General features: G+C 45.8%; 21 protein-coding genes. All 21 read left to right on the top strand.

What is annotated here, in order from left to right; translation table 11 throughout:
* Window positions 1-141 precede the first annotated feature (141 nt).
* The 21 genes from GI364_RS24070 to GI364_RS23970 all read left to right on the top strand — a co-directional run bounded on the left by GI364_RS24070 (window position 142) and on the right by GI364_RS23970 (window position 16,447).
* Window positions 142-645, top strand: coding sequence for an RNA polymerase sigma factor (locus tag GI364_RS24070; RefSeq protein WP_198851677.1), 504 nt, complete (start codon window positions 142-144; stop codon window positions 643-645).
* A 357-nt stretch (window positions 646-1,002) separates the two neighbouring features.
* On the top strand, window positions 1,003-2,535 hold the full coding sequence (gene istA, locus GI364_RS24065; protein ID WP_370541818.1) for an IS21 family transposase: 1,533 nt from the start codon (window positions 1,003-1,005) through the stop codon (window positions 2,533-2,535).
* Window positions 2,536-2,620: 85 nt separating this feature from the next.
* Complete coding sequence (locus tag GI364_RS25225; RefSeq protein WP_198851675.1) at window positions 2,621-2,815, top strand: ATP-binding protein; 195 nt, start codon at window positions 2,621-2,623, stop codon at window positions 2,813-2,815.
* A 35-nt stretch (window positions 2,816-2,850) separates the two neighbouring features.
* Window positions 2,851-3,378, top strand: a complete 528-nt coding sequence (locus GI364_RS24055; RefSeq protein WP_255524532.1) for an ATP-binding protein — start codon at window positions 2,851-2,853, stop codon at window positions 3,376-3,378.
* Between the two features lie 160 nt (window positions 3,379-3,538).
* Entirely contained in the window at window positions 3,539-4,846 is a 1,308-nt protein-coding gene (locus tag GI364_RS24050) for a hypothetical protein (RefSeq protein WP_198851673.1), read from the top strand.
* A 293-nt stretch (window positions 4,847-5,139) separates the two neighbouring features.
* Entirely contained in the window at window positions 5,140-5,646 is a 507-nt protein-coding gene (locus tag GI364_RS24045; protein ID WP_198851672.1) for a hypothetical protein, read from the top strand.
* Window positions 5,647-6,139: 493 nt separating this feature from the next.
* The gene (locus tag GI364_RS24040) at window positions 6,140-6,490 is read left to right on the top strand and encodes an aspartyl protease family protein (RefSeq protein ID WP_198851671.1); all 351 of its coding nucleotides are present in this window, start codon (window positions 6,140-6,142) and stop codon (window positions 6,488-6,490) included.
* Window positions 6,491-6,618: 128 nt separating this feature from the next.
* Window positions 6,619-6,825 carry a hypothetical protein gene (locus GI364_RS24035; RefSeq protein ID WP_198851670.1) on the top strand — a complete coding sequence of 69 codons (207 nt, stop codon included), beginning with the start codon at window positions 6,619-6,621 and terminating at the stop codon, window positions 6,823-6,825.
* A 165-nt stretch (window positions 6,826-6,990) separates the two neighbouring features.
* A complete protein-coding gene (locus GI364_RS24030; protein ID WP_198851669.1) occupies window positions 6,991-7,449 on the top strand; it encodes a hypothetical protein in 459 nt (152 codons plus the stop codon).
* Between the two features lie 135 nt (window positions 7,450-7,584).
* Window positions 7,585-7,866, top strand: coding sequence for a hypothetical protein (locus GI364_RS24025; RefSeq protein WP_233095945.1), 282 nt, complete (start codon window positions 7,585-7,587; stop codon window positions 7,864-7,866).
* Between the two features lie 142 nt (window positions 7,867-8,008).
* Window positions 8,009-8,248, top strand: a complete 240-nt coding sequence (locus GI364_RS24020) for a hypothetical protein (RefSeq protein ID WP_198851668.1) — start codon at window positions 8,009-8,011, stop codon at window positions 8,246-8,248.
* Window positions 8,249-9,151: 903 nt separating this feature from the next.
* Window positions 9,152-9,634, top strand: a complete 483-nt coding sequence (locus tag GI364_RS24015) for a hypothetical protein (RefSeq protein WP_198851667.1) — start codon at window positions 9,152-9,154, stop codon at window positions 9,632-9,634.
* A 126-nt stretch (window positions 9,635-9,760) separates the two neighbouring features.
* The gene (locus tag GI364_RS24010; RefSeq protein WP_198851666.1) at window positions 9,761-10,120 is read left to right on the top strand and encodes a VOC family protein; all 360 of its coding nucleotides are present in this window, start codon (window positions 9,761-9,763) and stop codon (window positions 10,118-10,120) included.
* 344 nt (window positions 10,121-10,464) lie between these two features.
* Window positions 10,465-10,629 (top strand): hypothetical protein, encoded by a 165-nt coding sequence (locus GI364_RS24005; RefSeq protein WP_198851665.1) that lies wholly within the window; start codon window positions 10,465-10,467, stop codon window positions 10,627-10,629.
* A gap of 37 nt (window positions 10,630-10,666) precedes the next feature.
* Window positions 10,667-11,056, top strand: a complete 390-nt coding sequence (locus GI364_RS24000) for an HIT family protein (RefSeq protein WP_370541817.1) — start codon at window positions 10,667-10,669, stop codon at window positions 11,054-11,056.
* Window positions 11,057-11,316: 260 nt separating this feature from the next.
* Window positions 11,317-11,895 (top strand): hypothetical protein, encoded by a 579-nt coding sequence (locus GI364_RS23995; protein ID WP_198851663.1) that lies wholly within the window; start codon window positions 11,317-11,319, stop codon window positions 11,893-11,895.
* A 157-nt stretch (window positions 11,896-12,052) separates the two neighbouring features.
* Window positions 12,053-12,292, top strand: coding sequence for a hypothetical protein (locus GI364_RS23990; RefSeq protein ID WP_198851662.1), 240 nt, complete (start codon window positions 12,053-12,055; stop codon window positions 12,290-12,292).
* A 5-nt stretch (window positions 12,293-12,297) separates the two neighbouring features.
* Window positions 12,298-12,687 (top strand): retropepsin-like aspartic protease, encoded by a 390-nt coding sequence (locus tag GI364_RS23985; protein WP_198851661.1) that lies wholly within the window; start codon window positions 12,298-12,300, stop codon window positions 12,685-12,687.
* Between the two features lie 591 nt (window positions 12,688-13,278).
* A complete protein-coding gene (locus GI364_RS23980; protein ID WP_198851660.1) occupies window positions 13,279-13,578 on the top strand; it encodes a hypothetical protein in 300 nt (99 codons plus the stop codon).
* A 1,065-nt stretch (window positions 13,579-14,643) separates the two neighbouring features.
* Window positions 14,644-15,252, top strand: coding sequence for a hypothetical protein (locus GI364_RS23975; RefSeq protein ID WP_198851659.1), 609 nt, complete (start codon window positions 14,644-14,646; stop codon window positions 15,250-15,252).
* Window positions 15,253-15,667: 415 nt separating this feature from the next.
* Window positions 15,668-16,447: an SDR family oxidoreductase gene (locus tag GI364_RS23970; protein WP_198851658.1), complete on the top strand. Its 780-nt coding sequence runs from the start codon at window positions 15,668-15,670 to the stop codon at window positions 16,445-16,447.
* Window positions 16,448-16,603: the final 156 nt, after the last annotated feature.

The following is a 16,603-nucleotide window of genomic DNA, read 5'->3' as shown; positions in this document are numbered from 1 at the left end:
GGAAATATAGGTATACATAGGTTTGTAGCCGGTGTTTGGGGAAATACACTGGCTATTTTTATGAATATTGCTGTTCAACTGTTACCAATCACGCATAAAAACGTCTAATTAAAGAAGTGAATCAAGGGAGTGGCTGAATAGTTGCAGTCAGATGCTGATAAACGCGACGCGATAAAGGACATGTATGATTTGTATCGCCATGATTTATATCGCTTTGCACGCTATACCCTTGGTAACTCCGAGGATGCATATGATGTGGTTCAAGAAGTATTTATTCGTGCAATTCGGTCATGGAATGGATTTCGACAGGACTCTAGTCCCAAAACCTGGCTTCTAAGCATTGCCCGCAATTATATGTATGATGTGTTACGCAAGAAACAAAGGAAAGAAAACTTCCTTCGTCAGAACACGCTAGAAGTGATGGACGACAAGTTGAGTTACCTAGAGACGCGTCTGGTTCTTGAGGAAGCAATGACAAAATTAAAGGCTGCGCATCGGCAGGTTTTTGTTCTAAGACATATAGAAAAGGTATCAATACAAGAAACGGCGCGAGTGCTGAAATGGTCTTCAGGAAAGGTTAAGATGACTGATCATCGTGCAGTGCTGAAGCTTAAGGAAATAATGACGAATATGCGTGGGAGGTGATTCACCATGGCTAAGAACAAGCACTCTGTTGACGATGATTTTCCAGAGTTATACACCCTATCTAATCTGCAGATGTCAGAAGTGCGTATTCCGGAGCAAAAAAGCCACCCAATCCGGTAAATGGCGGCCTGTTGTTCCGGAAAGTCGCGGCCACCTAATCCGGTAAATCGTAGGCCACTCAAACCGGAAAGTCGTAGCCAGGGATTCCGGTTAATCACGGCCACCTGTTTGAAAGTCTCCTCCCCGTAGCGTTGGTTCCAAATTCCGAGGCAGGTCGACATCATTCGCTCTAGAAATCAGTCTGCATCTTTGGACTGAGAGGGGCTGCTGTCACCATTGGCCAGAAAGAGGACACCAATGCGAAAAATCCAAGAAGTCTTACGCTTGCATGTGCAAGCAAAACTCAGTGAGCGTGCCATTTCTTCAAGTGTCTCACTCTCCCGCAGTACGGTCTCAAAGATCATCACTCGAGCTGCAGCTGCCGGAATTTCGTGGCCACTACCCACGGACATGGATGAGAATCAATTGGATTCTCTCCTTTTTCCAATCCCCCAAGGGCGTCCGCGCAATTGTGACGAACCCGAATGGACGCAAGTTCTCAACGAGCTCAGAATCAAGGGTGTCACATTACAACTATTGTGGATGGAGTACAAGCAAGCAAATCCAGACGGCTACCAATACAGCCAGTTTTGTGAGCGCTTCCGACTCTGGAGGAAGAAACTCAATCCAGCCATGCGCCAAATCCACCTTGCTGGGGAAAAGATGTTCGTGGACTACGCCGGTCCCACTGTTCCTTTTATCGACCGAGAAACCGACGAGATTCTGACGGCTCAAATATTCGTGGCGGTGCTCGGCGCAAGTAACTACACCTACGTTGAGGCACACCCTGCACAAGACGTGGAATCATTCATCAAAGGCCACGTGCATGCGTTTGAGTTTTTCGGGGGTGTCCCGCGGCTTGTCGTGCCAGATAATCTCAAAGCCGGTGTCAGGAAAGCCGACCGCTATGAACCTATACTTAATCGCTCATATCAAGAGATGGTATCGCACTACGGTTGTGCGGCTCTTCCAGCACGGCCCTATACGCCGAAGGACAAGGCCAAAGGGGAATTTGGTGTGCAACTGGCTGAGCGTTGGATATTAGCGGTGTTCCGCAAACGGAGATTTTTCAGTATTGCAGAGATCAACGAGACGATTCGAGAGTTGTTGGCACAGCTTAATGAGAAACCATTTCAAAAGCTGGAGGGCTCGCGCCAGTCCCTGTTTGAGGCCACGGACCGGCCGGCCCTTCAGCCATTGCCTAGCCTCCCTTACGAATACGCCAAGTGGCAGCACTGCAAGGTGCATATAGACTACCATATCGAGGCTGGACGCTGCTATTACAGCGTTCCCTATTCTCTCATTGGGCAAGAGGTCGAAGCTCGACTCACCCAAAACACAGTGGAGGTCTTTCTTAAAGGCAAGCGAGTGGCCTCTCACCCGCGTTTGCACTACAGAGGCCAGGCACAAACCGACCCGTTACACAGGCCAAAATCCCACCAACAACACGGCGAATGGAGCCCAGACCGACTCATTTCATGGGGAAATAGTATCGGTCCTAACACAGGTATCCTGGTCGAGCGAATCATGCAGAAATACAAGCATCCGGAACAGGGATATCGATCGTGTCTAGGTCTCCTGAGTTTGAGCCGGGAGTACCCTGTCGAGCGTGTAGAGGGCGCGGCGGAACGTGCACTGATCATCAACTCTCCATCCTATGCCAGTGTGAAATCCATTCTCAAAACGGGCATGGACCACACTGTCCTGAGTCTAATGGAGGACGAACAAGTTACGCCGGGCCATGACAACATCCGAGGTGCGTCCTACTTCCAAACCAAATTTTTAAACTAAGAAATTGTCCAACACACCACAGCGGTCACTCTGTTCATCCAAACTACAGAGGGGGCGAATCGCCCCCTCAAGGGAGAGAGATAAATTGCTCAGTAACCACACGATACAAACACTTCGGCAACTGAAACTCGGTGCCATGGCAGATGCGTATACGCGTCAAATTGAGGACCCGAACTCACAGAACTACTCCTTCGAGGAACGGTTTGGCCTGTTAGTCGACCATGAATGGACCCATCGCGAAAACCAACGCCAAAACCGGCTTGTTCGAACGCACACCTAAAAGTACAAGCAACTCCAGAGGAGATGGATCAGAACGTGGCTAGAAACCTTGACCATGCCTTGCTGCGTAGCTTGTTTACGGGGAAGTGGGTTACATTGCACCACAATGCTTTAATCACCGGGCCAACGGGCGTCGGTAAGACATTTATCTCTTGTGCTCTTGGCACCGCCGTTTGTCGCCTGGGATTGCACGTAAGGTATTATCGAGTGTCGAGGCTACTTCAGGACATCATTGTGGCAAAGGGTGACGGCTCATATCGGAGACTTCAACGCCAGCTCTCAAAGACCGACCTCTTAATATTGGACGACTGGGGGCTTGCACCAATGTCTGCACCGGAAAGCAGGGATCTACTAGATATTCTAGACGAACGCACGACAACGCACTCCACCTGCATTGCCAGTCAACTCCCCCTAGAGTTATGGCACCAGAATTTCACGGACGGTACCCTCGCTGACGCGATACTCGACCGCATTGTACACAATGCACACCGGATAGAAATTCAGGGAGAATCGATGCGAAAAGTCAAAAGTAACTTGTCACAAGTAGAAAACTCTGATACGTAGAGGATAACCACGTTACGGGGATAGACAAGCGGCTACGATTTACCGGAACCAGCGGCCGCGAACTTATTGGAATGTGTGGCCGACATTTATCGGTTTAAGTGGCCTACATATTATCGGAACAGGTGGCCGAATTCACCGGAATACGCAAGAAGCTAAGACTGTGGAAATTTGGGTTAGGCTAGATGAAGAATTACGAGATAACAACAGACAAGTCACACCACCACGTAGGAACCGTATTAACCGTGTCGGGACATTCTCCGCGGCTGCGATAGCGTTGTTTCTAGTTGTAGGAGGACTTTATGCTGAACGGAATCTCATTAACCCAAGTCAGCCAACAAAGATAGACACTCATCAACAATTGAGTCCTCAAAAATTAGTCACGATTAAAACTGTAATAACTAAGGAAGACCCTCACTCCTCAGATGCTCCAATGACAGTCGTTGCTAAAGGTCTTCAATACAAGCTTTCAAATGCAAAGATGGTTAGCTCAACGAGTAAGGATATGAAGTGGGCATTTTCACTTGCGCATCACAGCATCGTCGCTGCTTCGGTACCTGACACATCTCCGAAAGAGTACAGTCTTGTTACTTTGCTACATAATAGCGGAAAATGGGCGATAGCTGGCATAACGAATCCATCTTCCGTTCCGCCTTCCAACTTTACTCGTGACAGTCTTCGGGGAATTGATTTGCCCCACGGAGAGTATGCGACAATGAGTCCATTACCTTTCGGTGGTACAGCGAAAGGTCAGGTTTGGTACTTCTCGAACAAGAACAAAGTCATTGTGATCGCCAAATACCTAAGAACGCCATTTTCAATGCCAAAAGGCGCCAAGCAGGTTTCGGTACATGGCAGTAATGCTTGGGTCATAACGAAGAAACAGAATGCTGTAACGTTTGCCTTTACTCTTGACGAAGGAAACGTTGTTTTAGTTGGCGGAGATGTTAATGAGAAACAAGCAATCGCTATCCTTAAATCTCTGCCACTCGCATCATCAGGGACATTTCCATTTTCCGCCGGTTCTCACCCAACACTTACAGCGCCTAACTCTGTTCAAAACCCCGATTTACCGTCATGGTTGTCAATTTCGACTACTGATATAAATTCGATCTCTATTCAGGGATGGGGTCCTGGAGCAGCTGGGAATTTTACCATTCATCCCGCTAAAGGAACGTCAGCAAGGCTTATAAACACTTTGCTTAAAGGACTTTCCAATGATACAGCAATCAAACCATATCAGACGGCGATTTCACAGGGTGGCGGTGAGTGGCTCGAGCTTAAGATGAAAAACGGAACATCCATCTCGTTTACAAGTGCTCCGAATAACCCCACTCAGTACACAGTCAAGCTCGATAGTGCTTCAGGGAAGCCTGAGAAAGATACAATGATTAGTGATGCGTCTGGTAAGATAACATCCGTACTCAATGAGATTAGCAAAGGGAAATTGGTTAGACAGAAGACCCAATAAGAATTACGAACACGACGTGGCCGTAGAATTCTTCGTCCAATTACCATGAGAATTCTTAACTTCATAGCAACAGGCTCAAAGTTGTGTGGGCTTATTAAATAAAGCGTGCGTAGGATTGTGTGATTTTCGCTGACATCAGACAATGTTCATGTCGCATCAGTGGCTGATCCTGAGGAAACGTTGTTCTCCGTGAGTTTCATAAACATTCAGAGTTGACAGGTGATGCCTGTTGCACACACGGGCAGAAGAACTGAGTAGTGATGTTTTCAGTTTTTTGAACAGGGTTGTAATGATTGTTATTGGAAAAACGTTTCAAAAGGGGCGAATATGAGATGAGTGGAGCGTTACAAGAGGCAGTAATGATAATGCTCAAAGAGGGTTTCGAAGGTCCCACCAATCCTCAAGAGACTTGGTTTACGAATAATAAACCAGACTCCGGGATATTCGGCGCTCTAAAAGGAGCATCTCACCGAGAAGCATCAACTTCGGTTAATGGAACAACACTAGCTGGGCATGCAAACCACATTCGTTACCACATGTGGGGCACCAATGAATTCATACGCAGTGGTACTTATCCAAAAATGGACTGGGACAAGAGTTGGGAACCAAGCTCAGTTGGTGAGAGCAGCTGGGTGGAAGTTCAAGAGCAATTGCGTTCGGAATATATGGCATTAATTTCGGCACTTGATGCTACTGAGTGGAACCAGGCAATTGCGAATGAAGTAATGGCTTCACTGTCTCACTCAGCATATCACCTTGGAGCTATCCGCCAGATATTGAAAGTTGCAAAGACCGGTTAAAAAGACGAAGGGCTGCTGTCTTTATTGCATACATATACGTTTTAACCGTTATACCAATGTTGAACACTTGGGCAGTTTAACCCCATAGCGACTCTACTAAAAACGTAAAGATAGAACGAAAATAATTTCGATGTTGGGAGAGGGAACCCCGCTAACGAGTCATCTATTTCCTCCAAGATGATACAATGAAGAGAACAAGAACAGTGGACGGTGATAGAGATGTTGTGGTCGAAAGTCCGTGAATTATATCCCAATACCTGGGTGATGGTATCCAATGAACGATCCCATATCAAGGGTGGAAAACAACATGTTGAGGAAGTATCGGTCATTCGGACGTTGAGCAGTAGCAGGGAAGCCAAGAGAATGCTTATGCAATGCTCGGGTAACACATTTGTCTACCATACCGTCAATCCTGAAATCGTCATAGAGATTCTACCCAATCCTCTTCTGAGAATTAACCATGCGAATTAAGGAACTACGAAGTGGGTTACTTGTGGCACCCATCGAAATTATATACAACGAGCGCAGGCAGACCATCGAAGATGTAGTCATCGATACGGGGGCGGTACGGTCAATTATTCACGTCGATGCAGTTGAACTCCTTGATATCAATCCGAATCCGACCGATCCGATATCACGCATGTACGGCGTGGGCGGTGAGGAGTTTAGTTTTCGAAAACGTGTTGATGGCATTCGCTTTGCCGGAGTTCACGTTAGCGAGGTCATGCTTGATTTCGGACGTATTGATGGAATCAACGGTCTTATTGGATTGGATATTCTTCGTCCTGGAGGTTTCGTCGTAGATTTACGACTTTTGGAAATTAAACAAAACAAACAAGGATAATCGATAGAACTAGCGCACGCGTCTAGTTACACCGCGACTTTTGTGAATGAATATGCAGTTCATGCTGAGTAGTCTTATGGGACTTATTGGCAGAAGAGCTGAGTTAATCGGGGAAGGCGGTTGTGGGCATGTCCATAGGGATTACAGGGTCGTTTGTCATGGGACTATTTTTCGTTGTCTTTATGAGTGGAGTGGGATTGTTAGCAACCAGTCTATGGGGGGGAAAGACTTCTGACAAAAAGTCCGGGTTTACATCGAAATTTTACAGCGGGTCTATCTTGATCTTCTTGGCATTTGTAGCGATTCTTTTGACTACCGAATGGATGTTTCATTGAGCCTTAAATAGGACGGATTTTCTGCTGTTCCATGAATAAACATTCCACAAGTAATTTTCTGAATTCTGTAAGTGATGGGCAGGTTAACTCAATGTCGATCAGCAATTTCAACCGCTAGACTCCCTGTGGGTGTCATGCCATTATTGGATGAAATAGGGGGATGTTGTGGTAAAAAACAATGTAATTTCATTTTTGATGACTGTTGTCATTAGCGTCGTCACCTACATGCTTTACCTAATACCAAACTACATTTATAGGTTTGACCAGCACTCAAAGTCACAACTCGCATTTTTCGTACCATTGCTAGCCATTACTTTGATACTGTTTGTCGTTACCGGCAGGTATGTTTTGAAGGACACGGGTTCACCGGTTAAGAATGTCGTGTCTTTAATACTTCCATTCATCATTGGCATACTCATTACGTTCACTCCGACAAATGGCGTCAATCCACTTGGGCTGTATTTTGCATACAGCGCACCTTTTGCTGGCATAGCTGGGGTATTGAACCTAGTCCAAGGTTTCTTTACAACTGACATCGGTCCAGGAGTTACCTTTTCCGCTGTCCCATCACTGCTGTTCTTATTAGGGTTACAATGGCAATCCAGACTTCGAAAACCTCTGTAATGTTTGGACTTAGGCAAGTATCACAACGGGAAAGTCATCTCTCAATGAATATTCAGTGTCGTCTGCCCCCGGTTATTGACCTCTTGGGCAGGAATGTCCCACTAGGAAGCCATTTAATTCCACTAAGATGGTACAATGGAGTTAACAAGAACAGTGGACGGTGATGATGACATGTTGTGGTCGGAGGTTCGTCAATTATACCCAAACCAATTCGTGTATCTTGAAGATTTGCAGTCTTACATGGAGGACGGAAAGATTCATATTGACGAGGTAGCCGTTATCCGACCCCTCATGGATTCTAGCGAAGCTCTGCAGGCACTCAAGGAAGCAAAACAGAACAAATTCATTTACCATACGTCCAATGAGAAGATTGTAATGGATGTTGTCACCAAGCCGATGGTTCGAGGAATCCGATGATGAAATTAAGCGTCGTCAACGGCGTTCTTTTAACCCCCTTAACCATTTCTCACAGAGGCAACAGCTTAACACTCCAATCCGTAATTATTGATACTGGCTCCGCACACATACATGGGTTAATCTAGATGCCGTGGAGGATGTTTTGGATGTAGTTCCCGAGGTAGGTGACCAGATTATCACCGCATTTGGAATTGGTGGGCGGGATGTAGCCAACAGAAAACGGATTGATCAGGTTCAATTCGGTGACTTCATTGGTGAGGGATTTCAAGTTGATTTTGGACGACTAGATGTCGATCTTGATGGTCTAATCGGATTGGATCTCTTGATCGCAGGGAACTTCATTATCAATCTTGCAAAGATGGAGATTTATCAGGATGTTTAATTCGCTGGCGAATTATTATTCACTGTCCTAAAGACCAGTTTGCTGCGCTAAAGGGCAGGAAAATCTAGTGCGCCATGAGGCGCTATGTATTGAAGCCACCGACTCCGGTGGTTGGCGAGTACCTCATCTCGCCAAGGCTAGGATGGCATGCGTTGGGTTTGAGCAGACCCAGGGTTTGAAGCCCATCTAACAATGTACCCGTGAGGGGGAACCAACCTCCCAAGATGCGGGGCTAGCCTCGCAGAACTGCTATGGTCAGCGAAAGCAAAGTCATGTCAGAAGCGTGGTCAACTGCAACACCCGAAATCGTTGGATGATACGGGTGGGTGGAATGAGCATGGTGCCCTTGGATTTGGCATCATGACCCGGCATGCCGGTGGTTAGGGTAGTATAGAGGTGCAACGCCCTGAATCTTCCCCGCGTATAGTGGCGACCTAAGGTAGCGAGACAGTACATAGTGAACATGGGAACCGTCCCATTCGTCCGATAAGGATGGACAGCTACGTTGATGTGAATGTGACGGGGCGGAGGAATCGTAGTAGTCTGAGATGGGTAACGCCCATTACATGGCGAAGGGTTCCAGTTTGAGGTGCATACGCATTGACAAAGTAGGACTCCTGTACTGGAGTGATTGCGCTTTTCTCCCATCGCTCAAGTCTTTAAGACTTGAGAATCGAAACGTGGTGCGCGTGGCACACAAGTAACACTGTGTGAAATATCTCAAATGGAGAGCCGGATGCGGTTAAAGTCGCAAGTCCGGTTCGGGGAAAAGTCCGAGCGCCAAACTGCCCCATCAAGGGTGGGTCGGCTCGGGCTTATTCTACATAACATCTCACCATAATAATCGACTAGACTAAAGTGTATTGAGGATGCCAACATCATTTTCCAAGGAGGTGTCCGTGCATGTTTGTGAGAAAAATGACTGTCATTCTCTCAGTGTTGATGCTAGTAGTACCAATGGTTTCGGCATGCGGAAACTCCAATTTGCCATTTCAGCTTGATCTGAATAAATTTGCTGCTAAAGTTGCCTCATACCAAATAAAACATCCACCATCCTCTGAGTGGGTCGTCTACTTTGCACCTGGTACAGTTATTACGAAGCATTTATGGAGACAGCAACAGAACCTCGTTATGGATGCTCAAATCCAATATAACGGAAATTCGCCAGCAACCGACGTGGTTATCCAGTGTGGTAGTAAGACTGTAACTTCACCACAAATGGCACACCAAAGCTCTCTTGGATTTTACATTAAGTCAGCATCTCCCAATAAGGCAAGTTTCCCTCAAACGGTTGATATCTCATGGAAGATCAACGGGGTTTCGAAACACAGAGATATAAACATGAAGTCAATGGTTGAGCTTTCCGAGGTCAATAGCACAGGGTAGCCCTTTTGGTTCACGGGGCTGATATCGAAGAAGGATTTGCGCCCGCCGGTACATAAATATACGACGAGGAATTTTCTAGGTTGTTTCAATAACGAGAGAAGAATGCAGGAACGAGGAGTGGACTGAATGGATGGTGTTTGGGGAGTCGACGAAGTGCTCTTTTTTGTTCCTGACGTTCAAGTAGCCAAGCGTTGGTACGGTGAGTTGCTTGGACTAGAACCATATTTTGACCACGAAGGTTATTGTGCTTTTCGATTGGCGAATGTCACTGTTGGATTGCATCCAAGCGATGAAAAGAACTCTTCGGGCATAGCGGGACAAGTTACATACTGGCGTGTGTCAGACATTAAGAAGACCATTGCTCATTTTGAATCTCATGGATGCAGCAAGTTCCGGGGACCAACTTTTGGAGTAGACCAGGTCTGGGTATGTCAGCTTAAAGACCCGTTTGAAAACGTATGGGGACTAGTACAACGTCCAGAGTGACCGCTCTCCGACATTGAGAAACGAAAGAGCAAAATGGCTGATACGGTCCTGCATTGAATATTCAAGCACCACATGACTCCATTCTTGGACATTCGGGGAGAGTGCAATAACAACTAGTTTCCAGAAAACTGTATAATTGATTTAAGCTGTTTAAAGGAGCCTTGTAGGTGCCTGATTACATTCAACATATTCGTGCTTTGGTGGGTAACACAAAGATTATTATGTAGCATGTGGCGCTGCGATGTTCGATGCGCAGGACCGGCTCTTGGGCTCTTGCTTTACAGGCGTTCCGACAACGGCTACTGGGGGATTCCAGGCGGGTACATGGAAATTTGGGGCTTAGGATGGATGGGGGACGAACCCTTGGAATGGGTTTTCTTTCTCCGAATGAAGTAACCCCGTATTTCCTTGGTCAATCCGAGAGCGCTTTACAAGACTGGCTTGCAAAAAAACAAGTGGTCTATCTCAACCGCTATGTCCAGCAGGTTCTGTTATCAACGGGTAAGTAAAATCTAAGAACGTCTTACTTTCGGTAAAAGTAAATGATTGGAGACGGGTTATGTAGTTACTGGAGATCATCAGTTATTCCATGGCTACACGTTATTTTTGTGCAAGCGACACGAGACAGAGTTGCACTATTTGGATGCAGACTTTAAATTGAAATTTTTATCTGAAATGAGTCTCGTGGCGGAAGCCGTTTTTAACGCCTTTGTTCCAGACAAGCTGAATTACGAGTTGCTTGGTAACGGTGATTCCCATATGCATTGGCATCTGTTCCCTCGCAGAGCCAGCGACCAGGTCCATGGCCCCGTTTGGTGGACGGATAAAACCTTGATGTCATCGGACGATGTAAAGCCTTCCGGTGAGCAGTTGGAAACAATGCAGACTTTATTATTAGGTGCGTTGGAAAAGCTAACCGATAATCTTAGCAGATGATATTCCGTCAAACAGATTAGGCTAGTATGACTTCTTCCTTTACTGGTTTCACTACCGAGAAATAGGTGGCATAACCTGAAGACCTGTCCTCTTGACATCTGAATTATTATGCACTTACTGCAGTTACCACGTTCTGTAGGACAAGGGCAGCTATGTTCGAGAGAGACATCCCGTTTGCAGGAAGGATATTCCCACTTTGTTTGCCTCCTGTAACGTTTTTGTTTGGCTCACTGTCTATGACAATAGAAGGGGGGAATACAGTGAATAAATCGATTGGATCAACGATTGTTGGACTCATAGGTACCTTATTCTTCTCAGGATGTGCGGCGAATTCTACTCAACCAACGCAAGCTCCATCTCAGACCCCCGTTAAAAACGTAACCGTAGAGCCGACACCTTCAACGTCCACGAACTGGCGTTACGTTGGAACGGATGATTTTCTTCTTCAAGGGAAAATCACGGGAGTCGACACGGCTATCCAAGCGATTAAACTCAAAACAAGTAACATCACGCCTAATGGACCGCTGAGGTCGCCAACTCCAAAGCTTCCATATCCCAGTGGTTCAATTGTTACCATATACTTTAAGCATCCTCTCCCTGCCAAGGGAATGATGAAGCCTGTTGTTGGTGAGGCGGTAAAAGTTTGGGTTGACCAATACACGGTAGGTACAAATCATGCATCATTTCTGGGCAGCGAAATGGCACACGGCTTCTACTTCAAGAAGAACGGAAAGTACATTAATTCTAACGGGGAACAACCTGTTGTAACTAACTTAACTGGCGGATTCTACTATGCACCTCAATGCTCGACAATAGGAAAGCTGACTGATCAAATGTAGGATTGGTTGGCACAGGATTCGGTCGTATCTGTACATAAATATACATTGAAGGGTTTCCTGGGACCTGTCAGTATTGGGCAGTTTAGCGACGTAAACCTCCTGTCAAATTATTAGAAATGGTACAATATGAACAACTTGAAAGTGGACGGTGAGCGGGATGTTGTGGACAGAGGTACGTGAAATTTTCCCCAATCAGTTCGTACTGATGGAAGACCTTAAGTCTTACGTTGAAGATGGACAAGTCCATGTTGAAGAAGTCGCTGTAATTCGTCCTTTAGTGGATGGGAAAGAAGCATCGCACGAACTTCGCGAATGCAAAGGTAATAAGTTTATCTGCCATACTTCCAAGCCTGAGATTGTGATGCATATTCGTTCCAAACCCAACTTAAGGGGCTAGCATCCATGAACATAGAATATCGAAATGGATTGTTATTCGTATCTCTGGTAGTGTCCCATGAAGGAATCAGTGAAACCATTCACGATCTAGTACTAGATACTGGAGCAGCTCAGTCCATTATCGACATGGACGCCATTCAGTTATTAGATGTTTCGTCAAAAAACGAAGATGAGTTTGTATTCATGTCTGGTATCGGTGGTCGGGAGTCTGCTCTCAGAAAGCGGATGGATCATATTCAGTTTGACTCGTATCATATGTTGAATGCACATCTAGACTTCGCTTATCTGGACGAGCATCCGGGCATTAATGGACTGTTGGGTTCTGATATTCTTCTCTCGGGAGGATTTGTGATCGACTTGAAAGAGCTGGAGATATATCAAAAGCCCATAACATAACCTTGATTAAACGCCAAGTGGAATTGTTGATTTAATTAGAATATTTATACAAAACTCCGCTGTCTTGATATAGTGCGTTAAAGGGGCAGAAGCGTTTGGAGTTAGCTCAGACTTTCAATTCCAAGAATAACTTGCCAGACAAGTTGGACGACGAGACTTCCAACCAATAGGATAAGCAGTGATAAAACTTTCTTATGAGATTTCCATTCGCGTAAGTAAAATCCAACTTCCCCATTCTTCTTGAGATAGAAATATACTGCGATTAAGACGACGCAAGAAATGCAGAAGAGTATTATTGTGGTCAATTCTTGCCATCTCACAACATATCAACTCCCCAGCCCCTAGATGAAGGAGTTTTTATTAGCGTATCAGATTGCCACACCCTGAAGACATGGAACATCTTCTTTAACAAACGAGGGTTCATGTCGGAGAAGGACTTGCGCAATTGATCTATAAATATACAGTGAGGGATTTTTTGGATTATGACGTTATAAGGCAGTAGACTGCAGCAAGGAGGAGGGGAGCAGGATTAAAGGGACGACAGTTCTCGTAATTATATCGGTTATCTTTGCGTTTATGGAAGCATTAGCCTTGGGGATCCTTAATCACCACTACTACGCAGGAATAGTTGAAACGTACCCTACCATCTTGATGGTTACCGTTTCTTTGGGTGGCGGGTGGCGGGGGATTGCCAAAAAGCGTCCCATGGCGGCTTTTTGGACGAACGTATCTCTCATGTTAATCACACCAGCTCTTTTCTTTGCTACATTACCGCACTTAACCTATCAGAAAGGCGAAACCTTGATTTTGGGGCAGTTAGGCAGTGTCTCTGCAAGGTTTGTTGTCTCCAGACCGTCTAGTCTCTCTGGACAGGCTCGTCCTCAAAACTAGGTTTACTTCTATAACGTCTTGATACAAAATACCGGAAAACACCAATACTACACGGTGAATCCAACTACAGGACAAGTCAAAAAAGTTACAATGACAGTGCCGTGAAGAGTGTGGTGTACCATCGATGGAAAGGCATCTGCAGCAAAGCAGTATATTTACGAGCAGAAACCGAGTAACTCACAGCGTTCATCAGTTAACGGGGGCTGATGTCCAAGAAGGATTTGTCGCAGCCTGTACATAAATATACATTATTGGAGCTTATGGGTTATGTACGTAATGGGCAACTATGTTTAGTGCGCCATGAGGCGCTATGTATTGAAGCCACCGACTCCGGTGGCTGGCGAGTACCTCATCTCGCCAAGGCTAGGATGGCATGTTGCGACTTGAAGTCGTCGTGAATCATGTGGTGCAAATCCACTCGTCCAGGACTGCGGACGCGAACCTACCGCGACATGGGTTGGTGGTAATGCCTTTCTATGGAGCTGCGGGACAATGTAGCCGCACCTGAGAGAGTGACTTGGGCCGGAGCTAGGTTGAAAGGTGCATGGTGAATACCAGTGAACCCCATATAAACACGCGTCACCTAGAACAAGCGAAACACTCTGGTACGCTTGGGCCAAAAGGGCACGTAGCCTGAATCAGCACTCATGCCTTGCTGATTCGCAGTTCCGAGGGCTATCGCGGGAGTCGGAGCACCTAAACACCCCAAAGATGGATTCTTGACGAAACAGGGTAAACCCAATGGGGTCTGTCAGCCACAACGACAGTAAGCCGAGCGCAAGCTATGCCGAACTCCCCAGTGGGTAGCGGATTGGGCAGGAAGCGAACGCTGCCTTGTAATAAGGCAGATGTGGCCTGATGTTGCAATGTGTCCGTGGTTTGACGCTTACACAGGAGCAGTGTTTACTAGCTCAAATCAGCTCGGTACGTCGTGACGTTGTTACTCCATCGAGATCACAAAACGTCGCTTATGTTATTAATGACGGTAATACATTCTCGTGCAGAAGAATGACCAATGGAGTACTGCAAAACTCTTGTCATTGGATTCACGAAGGGAGGGTGTCAGTGTTACACAAAACAAGATTAGTTCTTGGTTTGTCCGCGGTTTTAATATTGGCTGGAGGAAGTGCCTTCCTAGTTAGCAGAAGTCGATCCAGGACTGAGGACCAGGTTCCTTACAACGGTGATTTTAACAATACAACCCTTGATCATATTTGGAAAGATATCTCTCAGTGGAACGTACGAACCCGAGCACAAAATCACAAAGTGTACGTTATAACGGGTGGATTAGGTGTTCCAGACCCAACAATCATGCAGGCAGATTCCAATGGGAATTTCACATTTGCAGTAGGGGACTCGCCCGGTGTTCAATATAGGTTTTATGAGTTAGGAGATTCACCAAATAACTGGATCTACAATGGCAGTGATATCATCACCGCACCCGGCAAGGTTCCTCCACAGAGTCACAGAGTGCCATGGGTGAAACGAACAACAGAGTCAGGGCAAACATACTTTGAGTGGGATATGTCCAAGTCATCAAAATACTACTATTTCAGACGAGGAAATACCTACATAACTCTCTATGAATGGACAACTCACCCCAATGCGTCTGTTCCGTCTTTTCCTGTCGGCGTATTTACTCATTTAGCTGTCTTAAATAATCCTGTGAGTTAACTAACTACACGCCCAACATACATCATGATGGGACTCGCTTTTGAATGAATATACATTGAATCTTTACTAATCATTAAGTCATCAACGGGCAGCATAGCGCAACAGTGGCAACAAATGGAGAGTATTATTGACAAACATTTTTGGCTGTTGTAGCTTTCACAGTGGAGATGTGTGAAAGGAGTTATGAACCTAATGTGGATTATCCTGTAATGGTTAAAGTAATTTGAACGGATACAAAAACCCTTTATTCGAGAGGGTTATTTGTACCCGTGTTCAATCAAACCATTATAGGAACGCTGGTTCATGTACTATAAACACGCCGAGCGGATGCCTTATTGGTATTCGTTTTTCTTTTTGGCGGGATACATCTCCCATGGTATGTCTCTTGGCGTTCCCGAAAAAGGGGACTATACGCATGAGCAGATTAACGAACAAAGTCGCAATCGTTACTGGTGTGAGCCGCACAAATGGTATCGGTGCAGCGGTATGCAGAGCATTAGCTAACGAAGGAGCGGATGTTTTTTTTACGCATTGGTCCACGTATGATGAACAGATGAAATATGCTTTGGAGAAAGATTGGACCAGTCAATTTACAATCGAACTTCGTAGTTTGGGTGTACGTTGCGAGTCGATGGAACTCGATTTGTCGGAGAAGGATTCACATCTAACACTCCTTCATGAAGTTCATACAGAACTGGGGTCTCCATCCATTCTGGTGAATAATGCGACACACGGTGTGAATGAAGATTTCCGTTCGCTGTCTGCCGATTCGATAGATTTTCATTGCGCTGTAAATGTACGGGGAACAATGCTGCTGTCTGTGGAATTTGCACGCCAGATTGAAGGAAAGCACGGCGGGCGAATTATCAACATGGTATCTGGGCAAGACATCACACCTGAGCCAGGTAATCTGGCTTATGTTGCTACAAAAGGTGCCATATCAGTCTTTACTACTTCAGTCGCCGTAGAATTGGCACCCCATAACATCACGGTAAATGCCGTAGATCCTGGACCAACGGACTCTGGATGGATGAATGACGAGTTAAAGGAATTCCTACTGTCGAAGTTTCCGATGGGGCGGATTGGAGAACCACGGGATGCGGCAAAGCTAATCGTATTTCTTGCAAGTGATGAGGCGGAATGGATAACAGGTCAAATCATCCATTCAAACGGTGGTTTCTGGAATATGGGTTGATTCGATGCCCCTTTAGTTGTTGAACTTAAGGGGGCGTTAGCTACATAAGAATATGCTCAGCATAGTGGATAATAGTGCATTTTACTGTATGTTTATAGACTTTTGCTGTCGATCCTACTATTCGTCGACAGATGCTGAACTGCTTGAAGCCAGAAG

Origin of the sequence: Alicyclobacillus sp. SO9 (genome assembly GCF_016406125.1) — a bacterium.
Lineage (GTDB): Bacteria > Bacillota > Bacilli > Alicyclobacillales > Alicyclobacillaceae > SO9.
Note: the sequence above shows the minus strand (reverse complement) of the source record. Positions and strands in the feature narration are given on the sequence as shown.